Annotated in this window: 22 protein-coding genes; 11 read left to right on the top strand and 11 right to left on the bottom strand. The window is 71.0% G+C overall.

Going from position 1 to position 24669, the window contains the following annotated elements:
- The first annotated feature begins 96 nt into the window (after positions 1-96).
- The 5 genes from IG99_RS00580 to IG99_RS00560 all read left to right on the top strand — a co-directional run bounded on the left by IG99_RS00580 (position 97) and on the right by IG99_RS00560 (position 5450).
- Entirely contained in the window at positions 97-1221 is a 1125-nt protein-coding gene (locus IG99_RS00580) for a pectinesterase family protein (RefSeq protein WP_037668405.1), read from the top strand.
- A gap of 5 nt (positions 1222-1226) precedes the next feature.
- Positions 1227-2264: a pectinesterase family protein gene (locus IG99_RS00575; protein ID WP_037669537.1), complete on the top strand. Its 1038-nt coding sequence runs from the start codon at positions 1227-1229 to the stop codon at positions 2262-2264.
- Positions 2251-3408: a dienelactone hydrolase family protein gene (locus IG99_RS00570; RefSeq protein ID WP_037668403.1), complete on the top strand. Its 1158-nt coding sequence runs from the start codon at positions 2251-2253 to the stop codon at positions 3406-3408. The genes IG99_RS00575 and IG99_RS00570 overlap by 14 nt, the downstream gene beginning before the upstream one ends.
- Before the next feature lie 38 nt (positions 3409-3446).
- Positions 3447-4562, top strand: coding sequence for a right-handed parallel beta-helix repeat-containing protein (locus IG99_RS00565; protein WP_037669535.1), 1116 nt, complete (start codon positions 3447-3449; stop codon positions 4560-4562).
- A gap of 90 nt (positions 4563-4652) precedes the next feature.
- Positions 4653-5450, top strand: a complete 798-nt coding sequence (locus IG99_RS00560; RefSeq protein WP_037668401.1) for an HAD family acid phosphatase — start codon at positions 4653-4655, stop codon at positions 5448-5450.
- Here IG99_RS00560 and IG99_RS00555 read toward each other — a convergent pair.
- The 3 genes from IG99_RS00555 to IG99_RS00545 form a co-directional block, all read right to left on the bottom strand.
- Complete coding sequence (locus IG99_RS00555) at positions 5447-7645, bottom strand: glycoside hydrolase family 43 protein (protein ID WP_037668399.1); 2199 nt, start codon at positions 7643-7645, stop codon at positions 5447-5449. The two genes, IG99_RS00560 and IG99_RS00555, sit on opposite strands and share 4 nt — an antisense overlap.
- A 1128-nt stretch (positions 7646-8773) precedes the next feature.
- Positions 8774-9490, bottom strand: a complete 717-nt coding sequence (locus tag IG99_RS00550) for a DUF4397 domain-containing protein (protein ID WP_078947475.1) — start codon at positions 9488-9490, stop codon at positions 8774-8776.
- A gap of 107 nt (positions 9491-9597) precedes the next feature.
- Positions 9598-10206, bottom strand: a complete 609-nt coding sequence (locus IG99_RS00545; protein ID WP_037668398.1) for a sigma-70 family RNA polymerase sigma factor — start codon at positions 10204-10206, stop codon at positions 9598-9600.
- Positions 10207-10367: 161 nt separating this feature from the next.
- Here IG99_RS00545 and IG99_RS00540 point away from each other — a divergent pair, with 161 nt between their 5' ends.
- Positions 10368-11369 (top strand): MerR family transcriptional regulator, encoded by a 1002-nt coding sequence (locus IG99_RS00540; RefSeq protein WP_051864814.1) that lies wholly within the window; start codon positions 10368-10370, stop codon positions 11367-11369.
- A gap of 38 nt (positions 11370-11407) precedes the next feature.
- Here IG99_RS00540 and IG99_RS00535 read toward each other — a convergent pair whose 3' ends face one another.
- Positions 11408-12262: a hypothetical protein gene (locus tag IG99_RS00535; protein ID WP_037668396.1), complete on the bottom strand. Its 855-nt coding sequence runs from the start codon at positions 12260-12262 to the stop codon at positions 11408-11410.
- On the bottom strand, positions 12259-12825 hold the full coding sequence (locus IG99_RS00530) for a SigE family RNA polymerase sigma factor (protein WP_037668395.1): 567 nt from the start codon (positions 12823-12825) through the stop codon (positions 12259-12261). The genes IG99_RS00535 and IG99_RS00530 overlap by 4 nt, the downstream gene beginning before the upstream one ends.
- Before the next feature lie 271 nt (positions 12826-13096).
- On the opposite strand from IG99_RS00530, the gene IG99_RS00525 reads away from it, so the two are divergent.
- Entirely contained in the window at positions 13097-14548 is a 1452-nt protein-coding gene (locus IG99_RS00525; RefSeq protein ID WP_037668394.1) for an NCS2 family permease, read from the top strand.
- Positions 14549-14584: 36 nt separating this feature from the next.
- Here IG99_RS00525 and IG99_RS00520 read toward each other — a convergent pair whose 3' ends face one another.
- The 5 genes from IG99_RS00520 to IG99_RS00500 all read right to left on the bottom strand — a co-directional run bounded on the left by IG99_RS00520 (position 14585) and on the right by IG99_RS00500 (position 19445).
- The gene (locus IG99_RS00520; RefSeq protein ID WP_037668392.1) at positions 14585-16036 is read right to left on the bottom strand and encodes a peptidoglycan D,D-transpeptidase FtsI family protein; all 1452 of its coding nucleotides are present in this window, start codon (positions 16034-16036) and stop codon (positions 14585-14587) included.
- 55 nt (positions 16037-16091) lie between these two features.
- On the bottom strand, positions 16092-16751 hold the full coding sequence (locus tag IG99_RS00515; RefSeq protein WP_037668390.1) for a response regulator transcription factor: 660 nt from the start codon (positions 16749-16751) through the stop codon (positions 16092-16094).
- Positions 16748-18025 carry a sensor histidine kinase gene (locus IG99_RS00510; RefSeq protein ID WP_037668388.1) on the bottom strand — a complete coding sequence of 426 codons (1278 nt, stop codon included), beginning with the start codon at positions 18023-18025 and terminating at the stop codon, positions 16748-16750. Before IG99_RS00510 ends, IG99_RS00515 begins: the two co-directional genes overlap by 4 nt.
- A gap of 172 nt (positions 18026-18197) precedes the next feature.
- Positions 18198-18668 (bottom strand): GNAT family N-acetyltransferase, encoded by a 471-nt coding sequence (locus tag IG99_RS00505; protein ID WP_037668387.1) that lies wholly within the window; start codon positions 18666-18668, stop codon positions 18198-18200.
- Between the two features lie 3 nt (positions 18669-18671).
- Positions 18672-19445, bottom strand: coding sequence for an IclR family transcriptional regulator (locus tag IG99_RS00500; RefSeq protein ID WP_037668386.1), 774 nt, complete (start codon positions 19443-19445; stop codon positions 18672-18674).
- Positions 19446-19578: 133 nt separating this feature from the next.
- Between IG99_RS00500 and IG99_RS00495 the strand changes: the two genes are divergently transcribed.
- Together IG99_RS00495 and IG99_RS00490 are read left to right on the top strand one after the other, a co-directional pair.
- On the top strand, positions 19579-21108 hold the full coding sequence (locus tag IG99_RS00495; protein ID WP_078947474.1) for an aldehyde dehydrogenase (NADP(+)): 1530 nt from the start codon (positions 19579-19581) through the stop codon (positions 21106-21108).
- A 131-nt stretch (positions 21109-21239) separates the two neighbouring features.
- Entirely contained in the window at positions 21240-21848 is a 609-nt protein-coding gene (locus IG99_RS00490) for a DUF1349 domain-containing protein (RefSeq protein ID WP_037668384.1), read from the top strand.
- Here the strand turns inward: IG99_RS00490 and IG99_RS00485 are convergent.
- Complete coding sequence (locus IG99_RS00485) at positions 21787-23271, bottom strand: MFS transporter (RefSeq protein ID WP_078947473.1); 1485 nt, start codon at positions 23269-23271, stop codon at positions 21787-21789. The two genes, IG99_RS00490 and IG99_RS00485, sit on opposite strands and share 62 nt — an antisense overlap.
- Between IG99_RS00485 and IG99_RS00480 the strand changes: the two genes are divergently transcribed.
- Both IG99_RS00480 and IG99_RS00475 read left to right on the top strand, forming a co-directional pair.
- Entirely contained in the window at positions 23270-23776 is a 507-nt protein-coding gene (locus tag IG99_RS00480) for a GNAT family N-acetyltransferase (protein WP_199815424.1), read from the top strand. The two genes, IG99_RS00485 and IG99_RS00480, sit on opposite strands and share 2 nt — an antisense overlap.
- Positions 23777-23852: 76 nt before the next feature.
- Positions 23853-24572 (top strand): DsbA family oxidoreductase, encoded by a 720-nt coding sequence (locus IG99_RS00475; RefSeq protein WP_037668383.1) that lies wholly within the window; start codon positions 23853-23855, stop codon positions 24570-24572.
- Positions 24573-24669 lie beyond the last annotated feature (97 nt).

The following is a 24669-nucleotide window of genomic DNA, read 5'->3' as shown; positions in this document are numbered from 1 at the left end:
GTCGAGAGCCGGCCGGGTCGGGCGCACACCACGAGGTGCGCCCGGCCCGGCCCCCTACCCCCACCCGCACGAGCCGCACCGCGAAGGAGCAGTCGCATGCTCTCGCAGCACCATCGTCCCCTCTCCCGCAGGGGGTTCCTCGTCGCGAGCGCCACAGCGGGCGCCGCGCTCGCACTGGCGTCCGGCCCGGCACGGGCCGCCGCCCGGCCGCGACCGTTCGGCCGGTACGGCTCTCCGGCCGCACGCCCGAATCCGAGGACCCTGTACGTCCATCCGGGCGGCGCCGGTGACTTCACCACCGTCCGGGACGCCGTCGCCGCCGCGAGAGGCAGCGGGTACACGCTGGTCATCGCCCCGGGTGCGTACCGGGAAACGGTCGCTGTCGACGTCAGCCGTCCGGACCTGACCTGGATCGGCGCCTCCGAGAACCCCCGTGACGTCGTGATCGTGTACGACAACGCGGCCGGCACCCCCAAGCCCGGCGGCGGCACCTACGGCACCACCGGGTCGGCGACCACGACGGTGCAGGCCGACGGCTTCACCGCCCGCTGGATCACCTTCGCCAACGACTGGCTGCGCGCCGACCACCCCGACATCACCGGCACCCAGGCCGTCGCCATCAAGGTCCAGGGCGACCGCTCCGCCTTCCACCACTGCCGCTTCCTCGGCCACCAGGACACCCTGTACGCCGACTCCATGGCCCTGGCCGTCTTCGCCCGGCAGTACTTCTCCCACTGCTACGTCGAGGGAGACGTCGATTTCGTCTTCGGGCGGGCCACCGCGGTCTTCGAGCACTGCCACTTCCGCACCCTGAACCGCACCGACCTCGCCGCCGCCCCGTACGGCTTCGTCTTCGCGCCCTCCACGGCGGGCGCCAACCCGCTCGGCTACCTGGTGACCAGGAGCCGGGTCTCCAGCGAGGCCCCGGACGCCTTCTACAAGCTGGCCCGCCCCTGGGTGCCCAGCTCCGACACCACCGCCCGCCCCTCGCTCACCGTCCGCGACACCCACCTCGGCCCCGGCATCGACGCGGTCGCCCCCTACGCCAACATGTCGAACTCCTTCCCCTGGCAGTCGATGCGGTTCGCCGAGTACCGCAACTCCGGCCCTGGCGCCGAGATCACCGTCCCCGAGAACAGACCCCGACTCACCCGGGAGCAGGCCGGGTCGGCGACCCGGGTGGCCTACCTCGGCGACTGGGCCCCATGGAAGGAGTGCTGACCGTGCTGCGCAGACGCACCCTCCTGACCGGCCTCGCCGCCGCCGGCGCTCTGCCGGCCGTCGGGGCCACGCCCGCCCTCGCCCACGGCCGCCGTGTCCTGCACGTCCGCCCCGGCGACTCCGTCCAGGCGGCCGTCGACGCGGTCACCGGCCCGGGCCGGACGATCGTCGTGCACCCGGGGACGTACCGTGAGGTCGTCAAAGTCCCCGCGGACGCGGGTGAGTTGACGATTCGGGGGGCCAGTCGTGATCCCCGCGCCGCGGTCATCGTCTTCGACAACGCCAACGGCACCCCGAAGCCCGACGGCTCGGGCACCTATGGCACGGCCGGCTCCGCCACCTTCACCTCGGCGGCCCCCGGACTGACCGTCCGCGACCTGACGCTGGCCAACGACTGGCTGCGCGCGGACCACCCCGACATCACGGGAACGCAAGCGGTCGCCGCGTATGTGACGGGGGACCGGTCGCGCTTCGAGAACGTGCGGCTGCTGGCCCACCAGGACACCCTGTTCGCGGACACGACCGCGCTGGAGGTTTTCGACCGGCAGTACTACCGGCACTGCTACATCGAGGGCGACGTCGACTTCGTCTTCGGCCGGGCGACGGCCGTCTTCGAGGCCTGTCACTTCCGCACCCTGCGACGGGACGTGACCTTCACGCCCAAGGGCATGGTCTTCGCCCCCGCCACCGCCCGGGCCAACCCCCACGGCTTCCTGGCCCTGCGCGGTCGGGTGACCTCGGGTGCCGAGGACGCGGCGTACAAGATCGCCCGGCCCTGGGTGCCGTCGTACGAGACCACTGCCTGGCCCTCGCTGGTCGTGCGGGACACCTGGCTCGGACCGGGGATCGACGCGGTGACCCCGTACACCAACATGCGGGACGCCTATCCGTGGCAGACCATGCGGTTCCGGGAGTACGGCAACTCCGGGCCCGGCGCGGTGGTCTCGGTGCCGGAGAACCGGCCTCAGCTGACGGCCGAGGAGGCAGCCACGCACACCCGGCGGACGTATCTCGGCGACTGGCGGCCGTATGAGTGCCCGTGACCCGGTGGGGCGGCGGGGGTTCGTGGTCGGCGCCGGAGCCGCGCTGTTCACGGCGGGAGCGGTGAGCGGGGCGGAGGCGGGGGTCGTCGACGGGCCGCTGCCAGACTTCCACCCGGCCCTCAAGACCGAGCTCGACTTCCCGCTCGCCTGGGGACGCTCCCCGATCCGCGACTTCCGCGCCTGGCGCCGCACCGCCCGGGCCAAGGTCGAGGAGTTGATGATCGTCGGTCGGGACGACCATGTCCCCTACGCCCCCGAGTTCGGCTCGCGCTCCGAAGGGGACGCTTTCACACGGGAGTTGGTCACCCTCTCCCTCACCCGCTACGAACGCGTCCGCGGCGCCCTGCTCACCCCGCACGGCACCGGCCCCTGCCCGGCCGTGCTGCTCCTGCACGACCACGGCGCCCGGTTCGACATCGGCAAGGAGAAACTGGTCCGGCCCTGGTACGACGACGTCCGGCTCGCCTCCGCGCAGGGCTGGGCGGAGAAGTACTTCAGCGGGCGGTTCGTCGGCGACGAGCTGGCCCGGCGGGGGTATGTGGTGCTCTCCGTGGACGCCCTGGGCTGGGGCGACCGGGGGCCGCTCACCTACGAGCAGCAGCAGGCCCTCGCGAGCAACTTCTTCAACCTCGGCTCCTCGCTGGCCGGGCTGACGGCCCGTGAGGACGTTCGGGCCGCCGGGTTCCTCGCCGGGCTCGACCGGGTCGACCGGCGGCGGGTCGCGGCCCTCGGGTTCTCCATGGGCGCCTTCCGCGCCTGGCAGACCGCGGCGCTCAGCGACGACCTCGCGGCCACGGCCGCCGTCTGCTGGATGACCGGCCTGAAGGAAATGATGGTGCCCGGCAACAACACCCTGCGCGGGCAGTCGTCGTACTACATGCTCCACCCGGGGCTTCCCCGGTTCCTCGACTTCCCCGACGTGGCGAGCATCGCCGCCCCCAGGCCGATGCTGTTCCTCGACGGCGAGCAGGATCCGCTGTTCCCCGCCGAGGGCGTCCGGGCGGCCTACGCCAAGATGCGCGCCGTCTGGCGCTCCCGCCACGCCGAGGAGCGGCTCCGTACCGAGATCTGGCCGGGGCTCGGCCATGTCTTCACGGACCGCATGCAGGACGAGGTCTTCGCCTGGCTCGACGCCGTCCTGTGAACCGTCCCGACCCGAATGACGAGAGGATCCCCCACCTCATGAGCCGCATCAGGAGTTCCCTCACCGCTCTCGCCGTCGTCACCGCCGGCGCCGGCCTCGCCGTCCTCCCCACCCAGGCCCAGGCCGCCACGGTGGTCGTCAGCAACTCCACGGACCTGTCCAACGCCATCAAGAACGCGACCGCCGGGACGGTCATCCAGGTGCGCGGCGGCACCTACTACCCGACGGCCACGCTCCAGTCCACGAAGAACGGCACCTCCTCCAGCCCCATCACGCTCACCGCGTACGGCTCGGAGACCGTGAAGATCGACGGCGGGAGCCTCCCCGACGGCGACTGGATCTTCAAGCTGACCGCCGACCACTGGAACGTCGCCAACATCACCTTCCAGAACTCCCCGGACAGCGCGGTCGTCTGCCAGTCCTGCACCGGCACCAACTGGAACAACATCAAGACCATCAACGGCGGTGACTCCGGCTTCACCCTCACCGGGGACGGGACGGTCAACAACACCGTCCGCAACCTCGACTCCTACGGCCACTACGACCCCGCCAACCACGGCGAGAACGCCGACGGCCTCGCCATCAAGTTCGGGTCCGGCACCGGCAACCTGGTCACCGGGGCCCGCCTCTACAACAACTCCGACGACGGCCTGGACTTCTGGTCGTTCTCCTCGCCGGTGACCATCGAGCACACCTGGTCCATGGGCAACGGCAAGAACCGCTGGGGCGACTCCGCGTTCGCGGGCGACGGCAACGGCTACAAGCTGGGCGGTGACGGTGAGGTCGTCGCGCACGTCATCAACAACTCGGCCGCCTGGGACAACGCGGGCAACGGCTTCACCGAGAACTCCAACAAGGGCGCCATCTCCATCAACCGCACCACCGCCTACAAGAACGCCAAGTGGGGCTACTACTTCGCCACCGGCGCCGCCCGCCTCGGCAAGAACCTCGCCGTGAGCAACGGCGGCGGCCAGGTCAGCAAAGGCTCCTCGGTGGTGTCGTCCGGCAACAACTGGGACAGCGGCGTCGGCACGCCCGCCTTCCGGTCGACGGACGCCTCCAGCACGTACAACGCCCGCCAGTCGAACGGCGCCCTGCCCGCCACCACCTTCCTGACCACGGGCAGCACGACCATCGGCGCCACCATGAACTGACCCGTGTCCCGCCCGCGTTCAGGGGCGCTTGACCCGTTTTTTGCCCGGCGGGTCTCGCGCCATCGGGGGTGACGCGCGTAGAAACCTGTCATGCATAAGCCACTGCGTATCGCGGCGATCGCCGCAGCGTGTGCCGTCGCCGGCGCCGGCCTCTGCGGTGCCGGCGCCGCCACGGCCGGCCAGTCAACGGCCAACTCCACCCACGAGCCCTACAACATCGGGCTCCTGGTCAAGGACATCGACACCTACTACGGCACCACGGCCGACGCCGACGGCGTCTACCAGGCGTCCCCGGACAGCCCGTACGCCAAGGACCTCGCGCGCCTCGACAAGGCCGCGCGCACGTACATCGACCAGGCCGCCCGCAAGGCGCGCCACAAGGGCGAGAAGCCCGCGGTCGTCTTCGACATCGACGACACGCTGCTGCTCAGCCTCGACTACGAGAAGCGCTACAACTACACGTACAACGCCACCACCTGGGCCGACTACGTGAACCGCGCCGACCGCCCGGCCGTCTTCGGCAGCCCCGAACTCGTGCGCTACGCCGAGAAGAAGGGTGTCGCGGTCTTCTACAACTCCGGCCTCAGCGAGGCGCAGCGCCCGGCGGCCGTCGAGAACCTGAAGAAGATCGGCGCCGAGGTGAACCTCGACGCCGACCACATGTTCCTCAAGGACAAGGCGAACCCGCCGTCCTACCTGAGCGCCTGCGCCACGCCGGGCACCTGGAACTGCACGACGGTGCAGTACAAGGCCGGCACCCGCAAGCACATCGAGGACGACCTCGGGTACGAGATCATCGCCAACTTCGGCGACCAGTACTCCGACCTCGACGGCGGGTACGCGGACCGGACGTACAAGCTGCCCAACCCGACGTATTTCGTCAGTTAGTTCCGTACCGGAGCGATCGATCCGAGGGTCGGGACGACGGGCTTGATCGTGCCGTCGGCCGCGAACTCCATGCGGTCGATCGTCGTCTCCCGGTGCATGCCGTCACCGCCCGGCCTGCCGGGACCGTTCAGGGCGAACCGGTGGTAGACCATGTACCAGTCGTCGGTGCCGGGCGCCCGCACCACGGAGTGGTGGCCGGTGGCGAGGATGCCGTACTCGGGACGCTTGGACAGGATCGTTCCCCGCTTGGTCCACGGGCCGAGCGGGGACGGTCCCGTCGCGTACGCCACGTGGTAGTTCTCGCTGCGGGTGTCGTCCTCGGACCACATGAAGTAGTACGTGCCGTTCCGCTTGATCACGAAGGATCCCTCACGGAAGTTGTCCGGGGTGATGTCCTTCACCTTCGACGCGTCGTACGACACCATGTCGGCGTTGAGCGGGACCACGTAACCGTGCCCGTTGCCCCAGTAGAGGTACGCCTGGCCGTCGTCGTCCGTGAAGACCGCCGGGTCGATCATCTGTCCTTGGAGTGAACCGCCCTTCGCGACCAAGGGCTTGCCCAGCGCGTCCTTGAACGGGCCGGCGGGGGAGTCCGCCACCGCCACGCCGATCTGCTGCTCGGCGCAGAAGTAGAAGTAGTACTTCCCGTCGCGCTCGGCGATCGCCGGAGCCCAGGCGTTCTTGTCGGCCCAGCTCACGTCGGGGCCCAGGTCGAGGATGACGCCGTGGTCCTTCCAGTGGACCAGGTCCTTCGACGAGTACGCCTTGAACTGCGTGCCGCTCCAGCCCTGGAAGCCGTCGGTCGTCGGGTAGATCCAGTACTCGCCGTTGAGGTAGTGCACGTCGGGGTCGGCGTTGAGGCCGGGCAGGATCGGACTGCGGGTGCGCACCGCCTCGACCTTCCAGGTGCGCTTCGTGCCGTCCGCCGCCGTGACGGTGTACTTCTGCGGGGTGCGGAAGTCGCGGCGCGTACCGGACCTCGGGCTCACGCTCGCGCCCTCACCCGTCCACAGCTTCGGCGCCAGCCCACGCAGGTCGGCGTCCGGCTTCATCGGCAGCACGACCTTCGAGGCGCTCTCCGTGACGATCGCGTATCCCTTTTGGTCCTTCGCCGTCGCGTCCACGACCGAGGAGGGGGAGGACGGGTACGCGGCCAGCAGCCGGTCGTACTCCGCCTGCGTCACCGGGAGCACCGTGCCGTGCCGGGGGCTCGCCGGGAGCTGGTAGTTCGTGGACGGGGTCCACTTGCCCGAGTCGAGGTCCGTGGTCTCGAAGGGGACGTAGCCGCGGCCGCCGTACTCGTCGATGAACAGGTACCACTTCTTCTCGGTGTTGGACTTGAAGACCGTCGGGCCCTCACCGCGGTCCATCGCGCCCTTGCCGACGCAGTCCGCGACGAAGTCGTACTTCGTGGAGGTCAGGGTCGTCGACTTCTCCGCGGTGATGAACTTCGAGCAGGGCGAGCTGGAGGTCGGGTCGCGCTCGTCCTTGGTGTAGCGGTAGTAGCTGTCCTTGTACTTCACGACCGTGGAGTCGATCACCGAGTACCCGGGGTCGTCCCAGACCTTCGGCGCGCTGAAGGTGCGGAAGTCCTTGGTGGTCGCGTACAGCATCTTGTTGTACGTCGAGCCGGTGTGATCGGGGTCGTCGTCGGCGTACAGCTTCGACGCCCAGAAGGCGACGTACTGGCCGAGGGAGTCGTCCCAGTAGGCCTCCGGAGCCCAGGTGTTGCCCGCGCTGTCGGGGGAGACCTTCACCAGGCGCTGGTCGGTCCAGTGGACCAGATCGGTGGACTCCCACACCATGATCGACTTGCTGCCGTGCCGCTGCACGTAGTCCCAGCTGCCGCTGCTGTTCTGGTACATCCGCAGGTCGGTGGCGATCAGGTAGAACTTGTCGCCCTTGGGGGAGCGGATCACGAACGGGTCGCGCAGCCCCTTCTCACCGGTGGTGGAGGTCAGGACCGGCTTCCCGGCGTTCAGCTCGCGCCAGTGCAGGGGGTCGTTGCCCCGGCTGAGGGCGTAGCGGATCTGCTCACCGTCGGCGGTGCCCTCGCCGGTGAAGTAGGCGAAGAGGTAGCCGGCGTACTCGGAGTGCTTCACAGGCGGGGCTCCTGAGTGCGCGGTGCCGGGTGGGGCGGCGAACAGGGTGAGGAGAAGGGCGAGACAGGCGACGAACACGGCTCTGGGGCGCATGGGCAGTCCTGTGGAAGTGTGGGGGATTCTGTTGGGCGGCGCGCGCCTTCGGAGTCTTACCAGCGGGAAACGGCCCGTCAACAGGGCGAGGTGGGACACGAAGCGTCGAAAGTTTCAGTGGGGACATGTGAAGCCCCCGCCGGTCGTCACCGGCGGGGGCTTCGCACCGCCGACCCGAGGGGGGCTCCGGTCGGCTGCTGCCGGCCGAGGGGGGCTCAGGCCGGCAGGCTCTCTGCACTGATAAGGACGCCAAAAGTGAACAGATGGTTGTTTTCGCGGTCGACCTCGCCGTCGCCGGAGCGTCAGGCACGCCGACCGTGCCGTCCGGGCGAACGAGCGCGCCGGGATCTCCGGATACCGGTGACCGCGCCGAGAAGCCTCAAGGCACGTCGGCACACGCGGATGCCGGTGTCCCTGAAGTGCCTTGTGCTGTCCTCGTCCACTGTCGCCCCACGTGGCATGCGAGCGGCCTCCGCACCAGGCGCCGAAGAGGTCTCCCCGGCGTGGGGCAACTCCCGCGCGATGTGTCGCCACACCCGTTCCGGAGGCGCGGTCGGCAGGTCCGCCGCCTCGACGCCGCGCGCAGCGGCCACGACATGTGCCGTCCACCGCAGTTCCGCACTGCACCGGGCGCATGCGGCGATGTGTCGCAAGGCGTGCGCGTCGTTGCCCGAGTCAGCTTCTCCCAAGGCGAGTTCCACCAACCGCGCGGGATCGACGTGGGCCACGGCGGCCTCCTGTTCCTCGGGATCCGCCGCTGTTCCTGTCCGCAGCAGCCGAGATCCTCCGGGGTGGGACACGAGGGGGCGCTCTCCGCGCCGGCCCGGGCGGAAGTCGGCGGCGGTGACGCCATCCCGAAGAGCGGGTCCCGAGGGCGAGGACCGCCGCCCAGGCGGCGGTCCTCCGCGGATGCTCGGCGGGGCCCACGACACCGGCCGCCGGAGGAGTCCGCACCGACGGTGGTGGTGCCACCGCCGCCCTGGGGGCTGTCCGGCGGATCATGCCGCAGACGCGGGGCCTGGCGCGCACACCTGCGGCGTTGTCGTCGGTTGCCGACGGCACCAGACCCCGCTCACCTGGGTCGATGAGTCACCGCTGCCTTCCTGCGGCCTGATCCGCCGGGCGGCCCTAGCCGGCGGTGTTCGGTGCGGATGCCTTGGCATTGAGCGTCTGGGTCGCCAGCGCCAGGTTCTTGTCCTGCGCGCTGCCCCAGGCGTAGACGATGTTGCTGGTGCCCTCCTTGAGATTCAGGTCGGCCGGGCCGATCACCACGGTGTTCGTGCCGGCGAGCACGACATCGGTCGAGACGGTGCCGGCGTCGACCGTGGTGGTGGCCTGCTCGGGGTTCTCCAGCCCCTTGAAAACGGGCTGCCCGCTCGCTCGGACGTCCACGGCCGGAGCGGCGGCGACATGACGCACGGTCAGCCGTGCCTTGCCGGTGTTCACCTGGGAGACGTCGTTGACGAAGGCCGTCAGTCGGGGCCGGCCGCTTGCGGAGAGGTGGGCCGCGATGGTGGCGTTCGCTCCGGCCGGCACCTTGATCTCCTTCTCGATGGCCGGTGTGCCGCCGGGGCTCTGGCCGGCTCGGAAGACCTGGATGTCGTAGGTCCCGGCGTCGAGGGCCTGGGGGGCGGTCACAGTGCCGGGCTTGAAGTCGCCGAGCAGCTTGTCACCGTTGGCATAGACATCGACGGTCAGCCCGGGAACGCCGTGGAAGACGGACACCATGGCAGCGTCGTCGCCGCCGCCCGCGGCGCGGGCCGCCGTGGCGGGGGCCGTGACACCGAGGGCCAGAGCACAGGCGCCGGCCATGGCGGCGAGGGTGAAAGGGGTGCGGGAGGCCATGGGGGATATCCCTTCATGAGGAGGTTCCGCCCGTTGCGGAGTCTCGTCTCTGCTTCGTGGGCGGGCGCCGCCACGGATGCGGGCGAGGGAACGGGAACCCGACGCGGTCACGCGGCCCTTGCGCCGGCGCGCCCCTGTTCGATTCCCGCACGCAGCCGGTGCAGGCCGCGTCGGCTGTGGCTCTTGACGGTGCCCAGAGGCATTCCGGTCCGTTCGGCGATCTGGGTCTGGGTCAGGTCGTCGTAGAACGCCATGCACAGCACCTCGCGCTGGTCGTGGGGAAGGCGGGACAGGGCGTCGACCAGGAGCACCCGGTCCAGGACGTCGTCGGGTGCCACCACGTCCGTGCGGTGGGTGTCCGCGTCGCGTGTGATCGAGTCGACCAGCGTGTGGCGCCTCGTCCTGGCCGCCAGGGCATCGACGATCTTCCGGCGGGTGATGCCGACGATCCATGCTCCGAGCGGTCCCCGCTCCGGACGGAAGCCGGACCGACCGCGCCAGACGCCGAGGAACACCTGCTGCGTCACGTCCTCAGCCTCGTGCGCGTCGCCCAGCGAGCGGGTCGCCATGGTGTGTACGAGTGCTCCCCATCGCCGGTAGACGGCCGCGAACGCGTTCTGGTCCGCTGCCCGCAGGCCGCGGGCCAGCTCGTCCTCGTACCGGGTCTCCTCCGCGGCCGGGGATCGGTCTGCGGTGGATCGCGTGTTCGGGCTCATGGCCTGTTCCTCCTGGCCAGGTGGACGGTGCGGATACGGAACCGCCTGCCGTGCAGGTCCGGTCGGGGCGAGCGCCGCAGCGACCGGACGCGTGGGTACCAGTCTCAGAAGCGAAAACGACGCAGACAACCTGCGTCGGTTGTGCGTCGTATGATGGGAGTGTGAGTCACGACAGGAGCGACGGTGATCAGGCCGGTGCGTCGCATGGCGGCGGGCTGACCACCGGAGAGGTGGCGAGACGGCTCGGGGTGGCGCCCACAACGGTCCGGTCCTGGGACCGTCGCTACGGCCTCGGCCCCACCGGCCACACCGACGGCCGCCACCGCCGCTGGACCGCCGACGACGTGGCACGGCTGGAGCGGATGTGCTCCCTCACGGCGACCGGACTGCCCCCCGCCGAGGCCGCCCGCCTGGCGCTCGCGGAACCGAGTGCGGACGGCGCCTCACAGACGACGCGTACCGCTCCCTCACAGCCCGCGGCGGCGGCCCGCGGGCGCGGCCGGGCCGGCACCGGTCTGCGACTGGGTGACGTACGACGGGAGTGCAAGGGCCTCGCGCGCGCGGCCCTGCGTCTCGACGCCACCGCTCTCGACGAGCTGCTGAGGGCGGCCGTCGAGGAGCACGGCCTGATCACCGCCTGGACGGAGGTGATCATGCCCACGCTGCAGGCGGTCGGCCGCAAGTGGGAGAGCTCGGGGGAGAGGTACGTGGAGGTCGAGCACTTCCTGTCCTGGCACGTCTCCGGCGCGCTGCGGCGCCACTCCCCGCCCGTGGCCGCCGACCGGCCCGGTGCCACCACCCTCCTCGCCTGTGTGCCCGCGGAGCATCACACGTTGCCGCTGGAGGTGCTGGCCGCCGCGCTGGCCGAGCGCGACCTCCCGGTCCGCATGTTCGGTGGCGCACTGCCCGTCGAGTCACTCCTGGCCGCCGTGCGCCGGACCGGACCGGCGGTGGTAGGGCTGTGGGCGCAGTCCCGTGCCACGGCGAGCCGGCCGCTGGCCCAGCACGTCGCAGCGCTCGAGTGGGGTGTGCGGGGCGCCCGCAGGAAGCCGCTGGTCCTGACCCTCGGTCCCGGCTGGGCCGGACAGACGGCGCCGGGGCTGCCGCATCCATCGGGGCTGTCCGAGGCCGTCACGGCGGTGGAGTCGCTCGTGCGGAGGTGAGTGTCCACCTCGGCGCTCGCCGACTGCTGCGAAAGCTCTCAGGAGTCGTTGGTGTCGCGGGCCGCGAAGTCGCCGTCCACCGCGCGCTGTTGGCCTGCCGCCGTGGCGGTGATCCGGTAGCTGTCGTCCTTCGCGTCCCGGCCGCCGCGGTCGTGGTCGTACTGCCCCGCGAACACCCACTCGCCCTTCGGGACCGTACGGCCCTCCTTGAGCACCCAGGTGTAGACGAGGAAGCCGTCCTTCTCCTCGATCGTCTGGGTGAAGTCGGCCTCGGGCAGCGAGCGCCAGGCGCCCGCCGACGAGACACCGCCGGTCTGGGCGACCTTCAGTCGCACGGTGAGCGCGGTGAGTTGTTGGGACGTCTTGAGGGTGAGGTTGCTCTGCGCCCAGAAGTCGTTGCTGTGTGGGTCCACCGAGCCGTCCGACCAGAGCGGGCCGTCCTCGGACCCCTGCGCAGGCGGCGGCGCGGGCGCCGAGGTGGACGGCTTGGAGTCGGCGGTGTGCGACGGGGGCGGGCCCGACCTGCCCGTCTCTCCCCGACCCGCGGACGTCGGCGTCGGGGACGGGGAGGCGGGCGGCCGACTGGTCGCGTCGGGGGAGCGTACCGGGGTGGGCGAGGTCTGCACCGTCTGCTGCTGCGGGGGCTCGTCCTTCACCGCGGACGCCACCGCGTAGCCGCCGACCGCGAGCATGCCGGCCACCGCGGCCGTGGCACCCGCGATCCGCGCCCAGCTCAGCACCGCCGGACGCGTCGCCCGGTGGTCGGGCCGGTCCTGCTCGGTCATGCCGCGCTCGATCCGGGCCAGGATGCGCGCCCGGTCCGGCTCGTGGGACCCGGCCGCCTGGTGCAGCCGGGCGCGCAGCTCGTCGTGCACGTCCCGCTGCATGGTCATCGGTCCCTTCCTCCGGCCTCACCGGTGCGCGCCATCACCACACGCACCCGCTGTGGAGCTCGCTGCGTACCGAGCAGCTTCTGCAGCTCGGCCATTCCCTTGGAGGTCTGGCTCTTCACCGTACCGACCGAGATCCCGAGGGCGAGCGCGGTGTCCTTCTCCGAGAGGTCGAAGGCGTGCCGCAGCACCACGCAGGCCCGTTTGCGGAACGGGAGTCTACGCAGTGCCGACTGGACGTCCACCACGCCCGCGATGTCCGGGTTCTCGGTCTTCTCCTCGCGCTGCGACCAGAACAGGGCGATCCTGCGACGCTCGCGCACGGCGCTGCGGATGCGGGTGCGGGCCAGGTTGGCGACGACGCCGCGCGCGTACGCCACCGGATGGTCGGCCGCGCGCACCCGGTCCCAGCGGTTCCACAAGGCCAGCAGCGCGTCCGCCGCCAGATCGTCCGCGGCGTCCGACTCGCCGGTCAAGAGGTGGGCCAGGCGGGACAGTTCGGCGTAGTGGCGTTCGAAGAAGGCATGGAATTCCACGGAGGCGGCGTCGTCGACGACTGTGCCCACGGGTGACCTCTTCTCGGTGCGACTCCGGGCACCTGGTACGGGGTGCCTGTGCGTGTCATGTGAATGACATGAGTATGTCCCGGGGAGGTGACGGGACGAGATCGGGAAGCGTAGCAGCGATCAACGACGGGGTTCGTACGGGGCTTCGAACGCCGTATGGTCGCCCGAACCCGATTCCGTAACACGGAGAAAACCTGGCACGGGTTCAACGACGGAACAATCCAGCCAGCATCCGCACACCGTCCGACCAGGGAACAAGGAGTGTCCGCCCATGTCCGAGACGCAGAAGGTGACCGACCGGTCAAGTGCCCCGCCACCGGCGGTGAACAGCGTCGACCGGTTCTTCAAGATCTCCGAACGGGGATCCACCTTCGGCCGGGAGATACGCGGCGGCTTCGCCACGTTCTTCACGATGGCCTACATCCTTGTCCTGAATCCCATCATCCTGGGCAGCGCCAAGGACAAGTTCGGCCACCAGCTCGACACCGTCCAACTCACCACGGCCACCGCCCTGGTGGCCGCTGTGATGACGATCGTCATGGGCGTCGGCGGCAATCTCCCCCTGGCGCTGGCCGCGGGCCTCGGACTGAACGCCGTCGTCGCCTTCCAGATCGCCCCGCTGATGAGCTGGGACGACGCGATGGGCCTCATCGTCGTCGAGGGCCTGCTGATCTGCGTCCTGGTGGTGACCGGCCTGCGCGAGGCCGTCATGCACGCCATCCCGCAACCGCTGAAGCAGGCGATCAGCGTCGGCATCGGCCTGTTCATCGCCTTCATCGGCTTCGTCGACGCCGGCTTCGTCAGCCGCATCCCCGACGCCGCGGGTACCACCGTCCCCGTGCAGCTCGGCGGCACCGGCACCCTCGCCGGGTGGCCGATCCTCGTGTTCTGCCTCGGCGTGCTGCTGACCATCGGACTGCTCGCCCGCAAGGTCAAGGGCGCCATCCTCATCAGCATCGTGACGATGACGGTCGTCGCGATCGTCATCAACTCGATCGCCGACATCAAGAGCTGGGGCCTGACCACACCGGCCTGGCCCGACAAGGTCGTGGACGCCCCCGACTTCGGACTCATCGGCCACTTCAGCCTGTTCGGCGCCTTCAGCGAGACCAGCGCGATCACCGTCGTCCTGCTGATCTTCACGCTGATCCTGTCCGACTTCTTCGACACCATGGGCACCGTCGTCGGCATCAGCGCCGAGGCGGGCCTGCTGGACGAGAAGGGCCAGGTGCCCAACCTGGGCCGGGTGCTGCTCATCGACGGCGCGGCCGCGGTCGCCGGAGGCGCGTCCTCCGCCTCCTCCGCGACCTCCTACATCGAGTCGGCGGCGGGCGTCGGCGAGGGCTCGCGCACCGGCTTCTCCAACCTGGTCACCGGCGGCCTCTTCGCCCTCGCCCTGTTCCTCACCCCGCTGCTCACCATCGTCCCGCTCCAGGCGGCGGCCCCCGCGCTCGTCGCCGTCGGCTTCCTGATGATGACCCAGGTCAAGAGCATCGACTGGGACAAGTACGAGATCGCCATCCCCGCGTTCCTCACGATCGCCGTGATGCCGTTCACCTACTCCATCACCAACGGCATCGGCGCGGGCTTCCTCGCGTACGTCGTCATCAAGTCGGTGCTGGGCAAGGCGAAGGACGTCCACTGGCTGCTGTGGGGAGCGTCGGCACTGTTCCTCGTCTACTTCGGCATCGACCCGATCGAGCAGATCCTGGGCGTCAAATGAGGTGAGGGGGCAGCCCTGATCGGGCTGCCCCGACGCTCAGTTCTTGAGTGCCGCCTCCATCGTCGCCTTGGCCACCGGCGCGGCCAGCCCATTGCCGCTGACCTCCGAGCGGGCCGCGTTGGACTGCTCCACGATCACCGCCACGGCGACCTCCTTGTCACCGGCCTTCGCGTACGAGGTGAACCACGCGTACGGCGTCTGGCTGTTCTTCTCGCCGTGCTGAGCCGTACCGGTCTTGCCGCCCACCGTCGCGCCGGGGATCCGCGCGTTCGTGCCGGTGCCCTTCTCGATGACCGTCTGCATCGCCGACTGGAGCTGCTCGGCGGTCGAGGAGCTGAGGATCTCCGTGGTGCTGGTGTCGTCGTCGTAGTTCTTCAGGACGTCACCACCGCTGTCGGTGATCTGGGACACCATGTGCGGCGAGACCAGCTTGCCGCCGTTGGCTATCGCCGCCGACACCATCGCCATCTGGAGCGGGGTCGCCGTGACGTCGAACTGGCCGATGCCGGTCAGGGCCGTCCCCGCCTCGTCCATGTCCGAGGGGTACAGGCTCGTGTAGGCCCGCACCGGCACGTCCTGGGCGTCGTTGTTGAAGCCGAACTTGTCGGCCATCGCCTTCACCTTGTCCTGGCCCAGCTTGACGGCCATCTTGGCGAAGACGTTGTTGCAGGAGTACTGCAGGGCGGTGCGGATCGAGGCGTTGGTGCAGGGGGCGTTGGGGTTCTCGTTCGACAGGTCCGTCGTGGAGCCCGGCAGCCGGTACGGATCGGGGCTGTCCGTCTTCTCGTCCACCGACGAGTACAGCCCGTCCTCCAGCGCGGCCGCCGCCACGACCAGCTTGAACGTCGACCCCGGTGGCAGCGGCTGCCGCAGGGCACGGTTGGTGAGCGGCTTCTCCGGGTCCTTGGTGAGCCTCTTCCAGGCCGCGCCGGCGGTGTTGGCATCGGTGAGCGACGACGGGTCGTACGACGGTGTCGACGCCACGGCAAGGATCCTGCCGGTCTTCGGGTCGATGGCGACGGCGGCGCCCTTCTTGTCGCCGAGCGCGCCGTACGCGGCCTTCTGCACGTCCGGGTCGATCGTCGTGACCACGTTGCCCGGGGCGGCCCGCTGGTTGGTGACCGTGTCCATCACGGTCTTCAGCCGGGTGTCCGTGCCGTTGAGCAGGTCGGCGTAGATGCCCTCCAGCTGGGTGGGCGCGTAGGCCTGGGAGGCGTAGCCGGTCACCGCCGCGTACAACGGACCGTTGGCGTACGTCCGTTTGTACGCGAGGTCGCCGCTGCCCGTCCGGGTCGAGCCGGTGACGGACTTGCCGCCCACGATGATGTTCCCGAGCGGTGCCGCGTACGTCTCGATCGCGTTCCGCCGGTTGTCCTTGCTGTCCGCTAGGGCCGTGCCGTCGTAGAACTGCACCCATGTGGCCCTGACCAGCAGCGCGAACACGAGGAGCAGCGCGAAGACGGAGGCCCGCCTGATCGTCTTGTTCATCCCAGTCAGAAAGACGTGCGACGTCGAGTGGATCGTTCCCATCCAGGCGGATTTCTCATCGGACGTTCATGAAACCCGCTTCGTACGCCGCGATGACCGCCTGGGTGCGGTCGCGGGTGCCGGTCTTGGCCAGGACGGCCGCCACGTGCGTCTTCACGGTGGCCGGGCCGACGCCCATACGGCGGGCGATCTCGGCGTTGGTGAGCCCGCCGGCCATGTGCCGCAGCACCTCGCTCTCCCGGCCGGTGAGCCCGCTCACCCACGCCGGGGGCGCGGCGTGCACGCGCGCGTGCTCGGTGGCCAGCGCCCGCACCGCGGACGGGAACAGCAGGCTGTCGGTGCGCGCGACCAGCCGTACGGCCTGGACCAGCGCGTCCGCGTCGGCCCGCTTGAGCAGGAACCCGGCGGCTCCGGCGCGCAGGGCGTCATAGACGTAGGAGTCGTTCTCGAAGGTGGTGACGACGACGATCCTCGGCGGCTCGGGGAGGCCGGCGAGGATCTGCTCGGTGGCGCGGATGCCGTCGACCTCGGGCATGCGCACGTCCATCAGTACCACGTCCGGCGCCGCCTCCCGGACGACCGACACGGCCTCGGCCCCGGTGGCCGCCTCGCCGACCACTTCCAGGTCCGGCTCGGCGGAGAGGATGGCGCGCAGGGCGGTGCGGACCATGCGCTCGTCGTCGGCGAGGACGACACGGATGGTGGGTTCGGTCACGCGGATTCCTTCATCGTCGGTCCTGTCGTGCGGATCGGCAGCCGGACGCGCAGTCGCCATGTGCCGTCGTGCTGCGGGCCCGCCTCCGCCGTGCCGCCCAGCAGGCGGGCCCGGTCCGCGATGCCGCGCAGGCCGTGGCCGCCACCGGGACGGGAGGGCGCGGTGCCGTTCAGGGGGTTCTCGACGGCGATCTCCAGGTGGTCGTCGGCGACACCGATCCGCAGGTCCACGCCAGCCTGGCCGCCCGCGTGGCGGAGGGCGTTGCTCAGCCCCTCCTGGACGATGCGGTAGGCCTCGCGGGACAGCAGTGGGGGCAGGGAGCCGGCGGCCGCCTCGACGGTGGCCGTCACGCGCTGCCCGCCCGCGCGGGTGCGGCGCAGCAGGCCGTCGAGGTCGGCGTCGAGGGTGGGCGCGGGGGCCGTACCGGGAGCGTCGCCGTCCCGCAACACGCCCAGCACCGCGTCCAGTTCACCCACCGTGCGCCGAGTGGTCTCCTCGATCGCCGCGAGGGCCTCCCGGACGAACTCCGGGTCGCTGTCGAGGACCCGGCGGGCCGCACCGGCCTGGAGGGTCACGGCGCTCAGGGCGTGGCCGACGGAGTCGTGCAGCTCACGGGCGAGCCGGTTGCGTACGGCGAGGTCGGCCGCGCGGGCCTCGGCGGCGGCGAGCCGGTCCTTGGGGGCCGGCCCGAGCAGCGCGGGCGCCCAGCGGGCGAGCAGCGCACCGCAGCCGGCCGCGCACCCGGCGAGGGCGGCGAGCAGAGCACCGCCCGCGACCGGCTCCAGCGCCAACGCCCATGGCTCACCGAGGACTTCGGGCAGCCCGAGCCGGGTGTCGCCCAGACCCACGGCGACGGGCAGCACCATCAGGACGGCCGCGAAGGGCGGCACGGCCAGCGACATCCCCGAGATCACCCCGCCGAACCCGAGGTGCAGGGCGAACCAGCCCGCGGTACGCGCCTTGGCGCCCCGGGTGCGGGCGGCGTCGTACGCGAGGGCATCGGGATCGATGCCGCACAGGGCGCGCGCGGCGCCGGCCTCCAGCGGCCGGGCCATGGGGAACAGGGCGGCGGTCAGGGCGGCCAGGGGCAGCCCGGCGGCGAAGGAGGCGAGTTGGAGCGGAAAGGAGCCGAAGGCGCTGTGCGCCCCGGTCGCCGGACCGAGGACGGCCTCGCCCACGAAGACGTACGGCATCGCGAGCGCGCCGCCGAGGACCAGATGGACCCAGCGTCGTCGCGCCCGCCGCCCGAACAGCAGCCCCACGAATCCCCTCACGTCCCCGGCCCCCAAGGGCTGCTCGCGCAGGAGGCGACGCCGACGGCGTACAGGGGCCGGCGTCGGGGAGCGAGGGTGCCGGACCGCGTCATGCGACCGGGCCGGCGCGGCGCCGACGGGTCCGCCTCGCGCCCGGTGACGATCCCGCTCCGCCGCACGGGGGAGCGGCCTCTCATCCCTCCAGCGTCAGCACGACCTCGTCGATCTCCTCGCCGCGGGCGTTCGCGAAACCCCTGGCCGTCACGCTGACCTGGAAGCCGCACTTCTCCAGGACCCGCAGCGAGCCCTTGTTGTCGGCCGCCGCGCGGGCGTAGAGCGGCCGCTCGGGCACCTCGGCCAGCAGCCCCCGCAGCGCGGCCGTCGCCACACCGCGCCCCCAGTACGCGCGATCCACCCAATACGTCACCTCGCGCTCACCCGGCACCCCGTACACCGCCGCGCTGCCAACCACGTCACCGTCCGCCAGGACGGTCCGCGCGATGTCGTCCGAGGACCGGATGCGTTTCCACAGGGCCTCGAAGGCGTCCCAGTCGGCGGGGTCCTCAGCGGTGAAGGCCGCCATCCGGGCGGCCTGCGGATCATTCATCTGCCGGTAGAAGACCGGCAGGTCGCTGTCGTGCACCTCGCGCAGTACAACCTGCACAGTTCAGAGCCTCCGGGTCGCGAGTGTCAGCCGGTCACGGGCGTCGAACAGGGCGTCCTTGACCATCTGCTCGTGGGCGGGGGTGAGTCTGGCCACCGGCACCGAGCAGCTGATCGCGTCGCGCGCCGGGGTGCGGTACGGGATCGCCACACCGAAGCAGCGCAGGCCCAGCGTGTTCTCCTCGCGGTCCACGGCGAAGCCCTGGTCCCGCACCAGGTGCAGCTCCTCGATGAGCTTCTCCCGGTCGGTGATGGTGTGCTCGGTCAGGGCCGGCAGCGTCTCGGGCAGCATCTTGCGGACCTGCTCGTCGGAGTAGGTGCTCAGCAGCGACTTGCCCAGCGAGGTCGAGTGCGCGGGCAGCCGGCGGCCGACCCGGGTGAAGGGACGCAGGTAGTGCTGCGACTGGCGGGTGGCGAGGTAGACGACGTTCGTACCGTCCAGGCGGGCCAGGTGGATCGTCTCCGTGGTGTCGTCGGAGAGCCGGTCCAGCGTCGGGCGGGCCGCCGCCACCACCTCGTCGCCGTCGATGTACGACGTGCCGACCAGCAGCGCCCGTACGCCGATGCCGTACCGTGTGCCCGTCGCGTCCGTCTCGACCCAGCCCAGCTCCACGAGTGTGCGCAGCAGCATGTAGAGGCTGGACTTGGGATACCCGACGGCTTCCTGGACCGCCGCGAGGGAGTGCATACCGGGGCGGCCGGCGAAGTACTCGAGCAGCTCAACCGTCCGCACCGCGGACTTGACCTGCGCCCCGCCCCCCGTCTCGCCTGCCGACATCGCGCTTGACCCCTTCGTTCGACGGGAAATAGTCTCCGAGGACATCATTCATCATCAGAGACGGCGTTCAGTATATCGAACGACCCTGGTGGTGACAGTAAGTACTGCGGCATTACATGTGGAGGGACCCGCGGTGGCAGCAGCACCAGTCTGGAGTGTCGACCCCCGAACCGGGAAGCAGCGTGAACAGGTTGCGGTGGAGGCCACAGCCCAGGAGGTGGACGCCACCGTCCGCGCCGCGCATGACACGCGCGGCGCGCTCGCCGACCGCGCCGTCCGCGCCGCCTTCCTGCGCAGCGCCGCCGATCAGCTTCAGGCGTCCAAGGACCACCTCGTCGAGGTCGCCGACGCCGAGACCGCGCTCGGCCCGGTCCGGCTGAACGGCGAGCTCGCCCGCACCTGCTTCCAGCTGCGGGCCTTCGCCGACATCGTCGACGAGGGCGCCTTCCTCGACGTCGTCATCAACCACCCCGACGACACCGCCACCCCGCCCATCCCGGACCTGCGCCGCTACAAGGTGCCGCTGGGTGTCGTCGCCGTCTACTCGGCGTCCAACTTCCCCTTCGCCTTCTCGGTCGCCGGCGGTGACACCGCCAGCGCCCTGGCCGCGGGCTGCCCCGTCGTCGTCAAGGCCCACCCCGACCACCCGGCCCTGTCCGAGCTGGTCGCCAGCGTGCTGCGCCGCGCCGCCGCGGAGCACGGCATCCCGGCCGGCGTCGTGGGCCTGGTGCACGGCTTCGAGGCGGGCATCGAGCTCATCAAGCACCCGTTGATCTCCGCGGCCGGCTTCACCGGCTCGGTGCGCGGTGGCCGGGCGCTGTTCGACGCGGCGGCCGCCCGCCCGACCCCGATCCCCTTCCACGGCGAGCTCGGCTCACTCAACCCCGTCGTCATCACCGAGGCGGCCGCCGCGGAGCGGGCTGAGGCGATCGGCCAGGGGCTCGCCGGGTCGATGACACTGGGCGTCGGCCAGTTCTGTGTGAAGCCGGGCCTCGTGCTCGTGCCCTCCGGCGAGGCCGGTGACGGGCTCGTCAAGTCGCTGACGGACGCCGTCAGCGACACCGACTCCGGGGTTCTCCTCGACCACCGTATGCGGGACAACTTCGTCGCGGGGGTCGCCGAGCGGGCGGAGCTCTCCGACGTCGAGACGCCCGTGACCCCGGGTGCGGGCGGCGAGCACACCGTCAGCGCCGGGTTCCTCACGGTTCCGGCGGCGAAGCTGGCCTCGGAGGGTGAGCACGACCTGCTGCTGGAGGAGTGCTTCGGCCCGGTCACCGTCGTCGTGCGCTACGAGGACGAGGCGCAGGCCAGGAGCGTGCTGGACCGGCTGCCCGGGAACCTCACCGCGACCGTTCACCTGTCCGCCGACGAGGCGGCGGGCAAGGGCCGTGGGGCGGAGATCCTGGCGGAGCTGACGCCACTGGCCGGGCGTGTGCTGGTCAATGGGTGGCCGACGGGTGTTGCCGTGGCGTCCGCCCAGCATCACGGTGGGCCGTACCCCGCCACCACGTCCACGTCCACTTCGGTGGGCGGTACCGCCATCGAGCGGTGGCTGCGGCCGGTCGTGTATCAGGGGGCGCCTGAGACGTTGCTGCCGGTGGAGCTGCGGGACGAGAACGCGCTGGGGCTGCCTCGGCGGTTCAACGGGCGTCTGGAGCGGTAGCGCCGTCGGGGTGCGGTGCGTTTGCGGGCTGACGGTCAGATGTGGCTTGTCGCGCCCACGCGGCTGAGCCGCATATCGATACAGCACCGCGCCCCTATGGGTGGCTCGTCCGAGCCTGAGATCATCGGCACATGGATTTCGAACTTTCCGAACTGCCTTTCCCCCTGCGCACTTACGGGCCCGACGGCAACTGGACCTATGAGGACGGCGTGCTCACCGGGTGGGCCGGGCCGCGGCAGGATCGTTTTGTGCCGCCTACCGGGGAGGGGCTGGATCCCGCGTCCGACGCGCCGCGATTGCTCGGTGCGCCCTTGGGGGACTTTCAGCTGATCGCCCGGGTGACCGTGGGGTTCGGTGCGGCGTTCGACGCCGGTGTGCTGTACGTCCACGTCGGGGAGCGGGCCTGGGCGAAGTTCTGCCTGGAGTACTCCCCGGACGTGCCCACCGTGTGCACCGTGGTCACCCGGGGGCACTCCGACGACGCCAACTCCTTCACCGTGGACGGGAGCTCCATATGGCTGCGGGTCAGCAGGACCGGACGGGCCTTCGCCTTCCACGCCTCACGGGACGGTGAGCGCTGGATCTTCGTGCGGCTGTTCACGCTGGGCGAGGAGAAGGAGACCGGGGCCGCGCTGGTCGGATTCCTGGCGCAGTCGCCGATGGGGGAGGGGTGTGTGGTCACTTACGACCACATCGAGTTCCGGCCCAACTGGCCGCGCGACCTGAGAGACGGAAGCTGAGGAACCAGGTCACCCCGAACAGGCCCGCCGCGATGGCCAGGCACAGCCGCATGCCCGGGACGAAGGCGCCGGAGACCAGGGCCCCGAAGACGGCGATGGCCAGACCGCCGGCCACCTGACGGGCCGCGTTGAGGACGCCCGCGCCCAGACCTGCGCGCTCACCGGGCACCGCGTCCATCATCAGGGCGGTCAGCGGCGGCACGGTGAGCCCGCAGCCCAGCGCCAGTGGGACGAACAGCGCGGCCACCAGGCCGGGCGACGTGCCGGCGTCGACGAGGAGCAGGGCCAGCAGGCCCGCGACGGCCAGGCCCTGGCCCAGCAGCATCGGCAGTCGTGGGCCGTAACGCCCGGCCAGCTTGCCCGCCAGCACGTTCGTCACTCCGATCAGTGCCGTCATCGGCAGGAACACCAGCCCGGCGTGGAGCGCGGAGCGGCCTTGCAGCTGCTGGAAGAACAGGGAGAAGACGAACACCACACCGTAGAAGGCCACGCTGCACGCGGCGCCCGCCGCGACCGCCGCGGTCACCTCCCGGCTGCGGAACAACGCCGGCGGGACGACCGGGTTCGGCTGCCGCGCCTCGATCCGCAGGAACGCGACCCCCGCGACAGCGGCCACGACAGCGGTGGCCCACCCCGCGGGGCCGCGCTCGATCACCGCGAAGGCGAGGGCGGTGAGGGCCAGTGCGGCCGTTGCCTGGCCGGGCAGGTCCAGGGGCGCCGGGCGGCGTTCGGAGCGGGGCGCGCGCAGCAGCAGGGCGAGGGCCACGGCGCCCAGGGGCAGGTTGATGAAGAAGACGCCCCGCCAGTCCCAGGCCGTCGTCAGCGCCCCGCCCGCCACCGGACCCAGGGCCACCGCCACCGAACCGCCCGCCGTCCACGCGGCCGTCGCCCTGGCCCGGCGGGCCGGATCCGGGTACGCCTGCCGTACCAGCGCCAGGGACGCCGGGAGGACGACGGCCGCCGCGAGCCCCTGCACCGTGCGCCCAGCGATCAGCGCCGGCAGGCTGGGCGAGAGGCCGCAGGCCGCCGACGCGAGCGTGAAGAGCGCGATGCCGATCGCGTACGCGCGGCTGGCCCCGGCCCGGTCCGAGAAGGCGCCCGTGGAGAGCATCAGGGACGCGAAGGCGAGGGTGTACGCGTCCACCACCCACTGGAGGCCCGCCATTCCGCCGCCCAGCTCGGCGCCGATCGACGGCAGGGCCACGTTCACCACGGACGCGTCGAGGGTGATCAGGGCGAAGCCCAGCAGGGCGGCGGTGAGGGTGAGGGCGGGGGACGACCCCGGCCGGCGTCTCCCGTCGGCCAGTTGTGTGTTCCGCGTGAGGGGATCCGTGATCGTGCCTCCATGACGGGGGACATCGCGGCCTTCCCTCCACCGTATCGCTGGAACCGGCCGCCGCCGGGGTCGCGTCGTCCTTTGCATGATCGAGCGAGTGACCGGAAGCCGAGTGATCCGCAGCGTCCTGCCCGCCGAGGCGCGGGCCGTCGCGGCGCTGCACGCGCGGGCCCGGGCGACGTACTACCCGGACGGCCTTCCCGACGACGGTACGGACTGGGTGGCCAACTGGCGTAGGGCCGTCGAGCTGCCCGGCAGCCACGTGCTGTGCGTCGTCGAGCGGAGCCGGATCGTCGGCCTCGCCTCCTTCCGCACCCCGGAAGGCGCCCCCGCGGACATCGTCAAGCTGTTCCAGTTCCACGTCGACCCCGACCACTGGCGCGGCGGCATCGGTACGGCCCTGCACGCGGCCTGCGTGGAGCAGTGGCGGGCCGACGGCCGGCGCGGTGCCGTCCTCGACGTCCATGTCGACAACCGGCGGGCCCAGGCCTTCTACGCCCGCCTGGGGTGGGAACCGGACCCGGAGAACCCGCCCGCCGAGGGGGACCACCACCTCTGCCTGCGCTACTCAGTGGCGGCGGGCGGGGAATGAAACGGAACTGCTTGAACGTTCATGCAGTCTGCGGAGGGAGTCTCCGTACCGTACAACCCTGGAGAGAGCCGACACCATGCGCGTCGAGATCTGGAGCGACATCGCCTGTCCCTGGTGCTACGTGGGCAAGGCCCGCTTCGAGAAGGCTCTCGAGGCCTTCCCGCACCGTGACGACGTCGAGGTGGTGCACCGCTCCTTCGAGCTTGACCCGGACCGTGCCAAGGACGACGTCCAGCCCGTGATCACCATGCTCACCCGGAAGTACGGCATGAGCGAGGCGCAGGCGCTGGCCGGCGAGGACAACCTGGGCGCGCAGGCCGCCGCCGAGGGCCTCGACTACCGCACCCGCGACCGCGATCACGGCAACACCTTCGACATGCACCGCCTGCTGCACTTCGCCAAGGAGCAGGGCAGGCAGGACGAGCTGATCCAGATCCTCTACCGGGCCAACTTCGCCGAGGAGCGGTCCCTGTTCTCCGAGGGCGCCGAGCGGCTCGTGGAGCTGGCCGTGGAGGCGGGTCTCGACGCCGAGGCCGTCCGCAAGGTGCTCGCCGACCCGGCCGCGTACGCCGACGAGGTCCGTGCCGACGAGCGTGAGGCGGCCCAGCTCGGCGCGACCGGCGTGCCGTTCTTCGTCCTCGACCGCAAGTACGGCGTCTCCGGAGCCCAGCCCGCCGAGGTCTTCGCCCAGGCGCTCACCCAGGCGTGGGGCGAGCGGCCGCCGCTGAAGCTGCTCGACGAGGGCGATGCGGACGTGTGCGGCCCTGACGGGTGCGCGGTGCCGCAGCGGGGCTGAGTCCGACGCGCTGGGAAAGGCGCAGGTCGGGGCAGACCCATAAGGGACCCTTGGGGAAATCCCGTAGAGATCCGCAATGGACTATGAGGTTGGCGGG

It is taken from the genome of Streptomyces griseus subsp. griseus, assembly GCF_000720255.1.
In the GTDB taxonomy this organism is placed as follows: Bacteria; Actinomycetota; Actinomycetes; order Streptomycetales; family Streptomycetaceae; genus Streptomyces; species Streptomyces griseus_I.
This window is presented reverse-complemented; position numbering and strand designations above follow the sequence as displayed.

Excerpts from the sequence above, each read along its gene's own strand:
- IG99_RS00520 (WP_037668392.1), bottom strand. The coding sequence starts at position 16,036 with ATGAACAAGACGATCAGGCGGGCCTCCGTCTTCGCGCTGCTCCTCGTG.
- IG99_RS00560 (WP_037668401.1), top strand. The coding sequence starts at position 4,653 with ATGCATAAGCCACTGCGTATCGCGGCGATCGCCGCAGCGTGTGCCGTC.
- IG99_RS00490 (WP_037668384.1), top strand. The coding sequence starts at position 21,240 with ATGGATTTCGAACTTTCCGAACTGCCTTTCCCCCTGCGCACTTACGGG.
- IG99_RS00480 (WP_199815424.1), top strand. The coding sequence starts at position 23,270 with ATGATCGAGCGAGTGACCGGAAGCCGAGTGATCCGCAGCGTCCTGCCC.
- IG99_RS00550 (WP_078947475.1), bottom strand. The coding sequence starts at position 9,490 with ATGGCCTCCCGCACCCCTTTCACCCTCGCCGCCATGGCCGGCGCCTGT.
- IG99_RS00475 (WP_037668383.1), top strand. The coding sequence starts at position 23,853 with ATGCGCGTCGAGATCTGGAGCGACATCGCCTGTCCCTGGTGCTACGTG.
- IG99_RS00565 (WP_037669535.1), top strand. The coding sequence starts at position 3,447 with ATGAGCCGCATCAGGAGTTCCCTCACCGCTCTCGCCGTCGTCACCGCC.
- IG99_RS00555 (WP_037668399.1), bottom strand. The coding sequence starts at position 7,645 with ATGCGCCCCAGAGCCGTGTTCGTCGCCTGTCTCGCCCTTCTCCTCACC.
- IG99_RS00500 (WP_037668386.1), bottom strand. The coding sequence starts at position 19,445 with ATGTCGGCAGGCGAGACGGGGGGCGGGGCGCAGGTCAAGTCCGCGGTG.
- IG99_RS00580 (WP_037668405.1), top strand. The coding sequence starts at position 97 with ATGCTCTCGCAGCACCATCGTCCCCTCTCCCGCAGGGGGTTCCTCGTC.
- IG99_RS00545 (WP_037668398.1), bottom strand. The coding sequence starts at position 10,206 with ATGAGCCCGAACACGCGATCCACCGCAGACCGATCCCCGGCCGCGGAG.
- IG99_RS00485 (WP_078947473.1), bottom strand. The coding sequence starts at position 23,271 with ATGCAAAGGACGACGCGACCCCGGCGGCGGCCGGTTCCAGCGATACGG.
- IG99_RS00525 (WP_037668394.1), top strand. The coding sequence starts at position 13,097 with ATGTCCGAGACGCAGAAGGTGACCGACCGGTCAAGTGCCCCGCCACCG.
- IG99_RS00535 (WP_037668396.1), bottom strand. The coding sequence starts at position 12,262 with ATGACCATGCAGCGGGACGTGCACGACGAGCTGCGCGCCCGGCTGCAC.
- IG99_RS00570 (WP_037668403.1), top strand. The coding sequence starts at position 2,251 with ATGAGTGCCCGTGACCCGGTGGGGCGGCGGGGGTTCGTGGTCGGCGCC.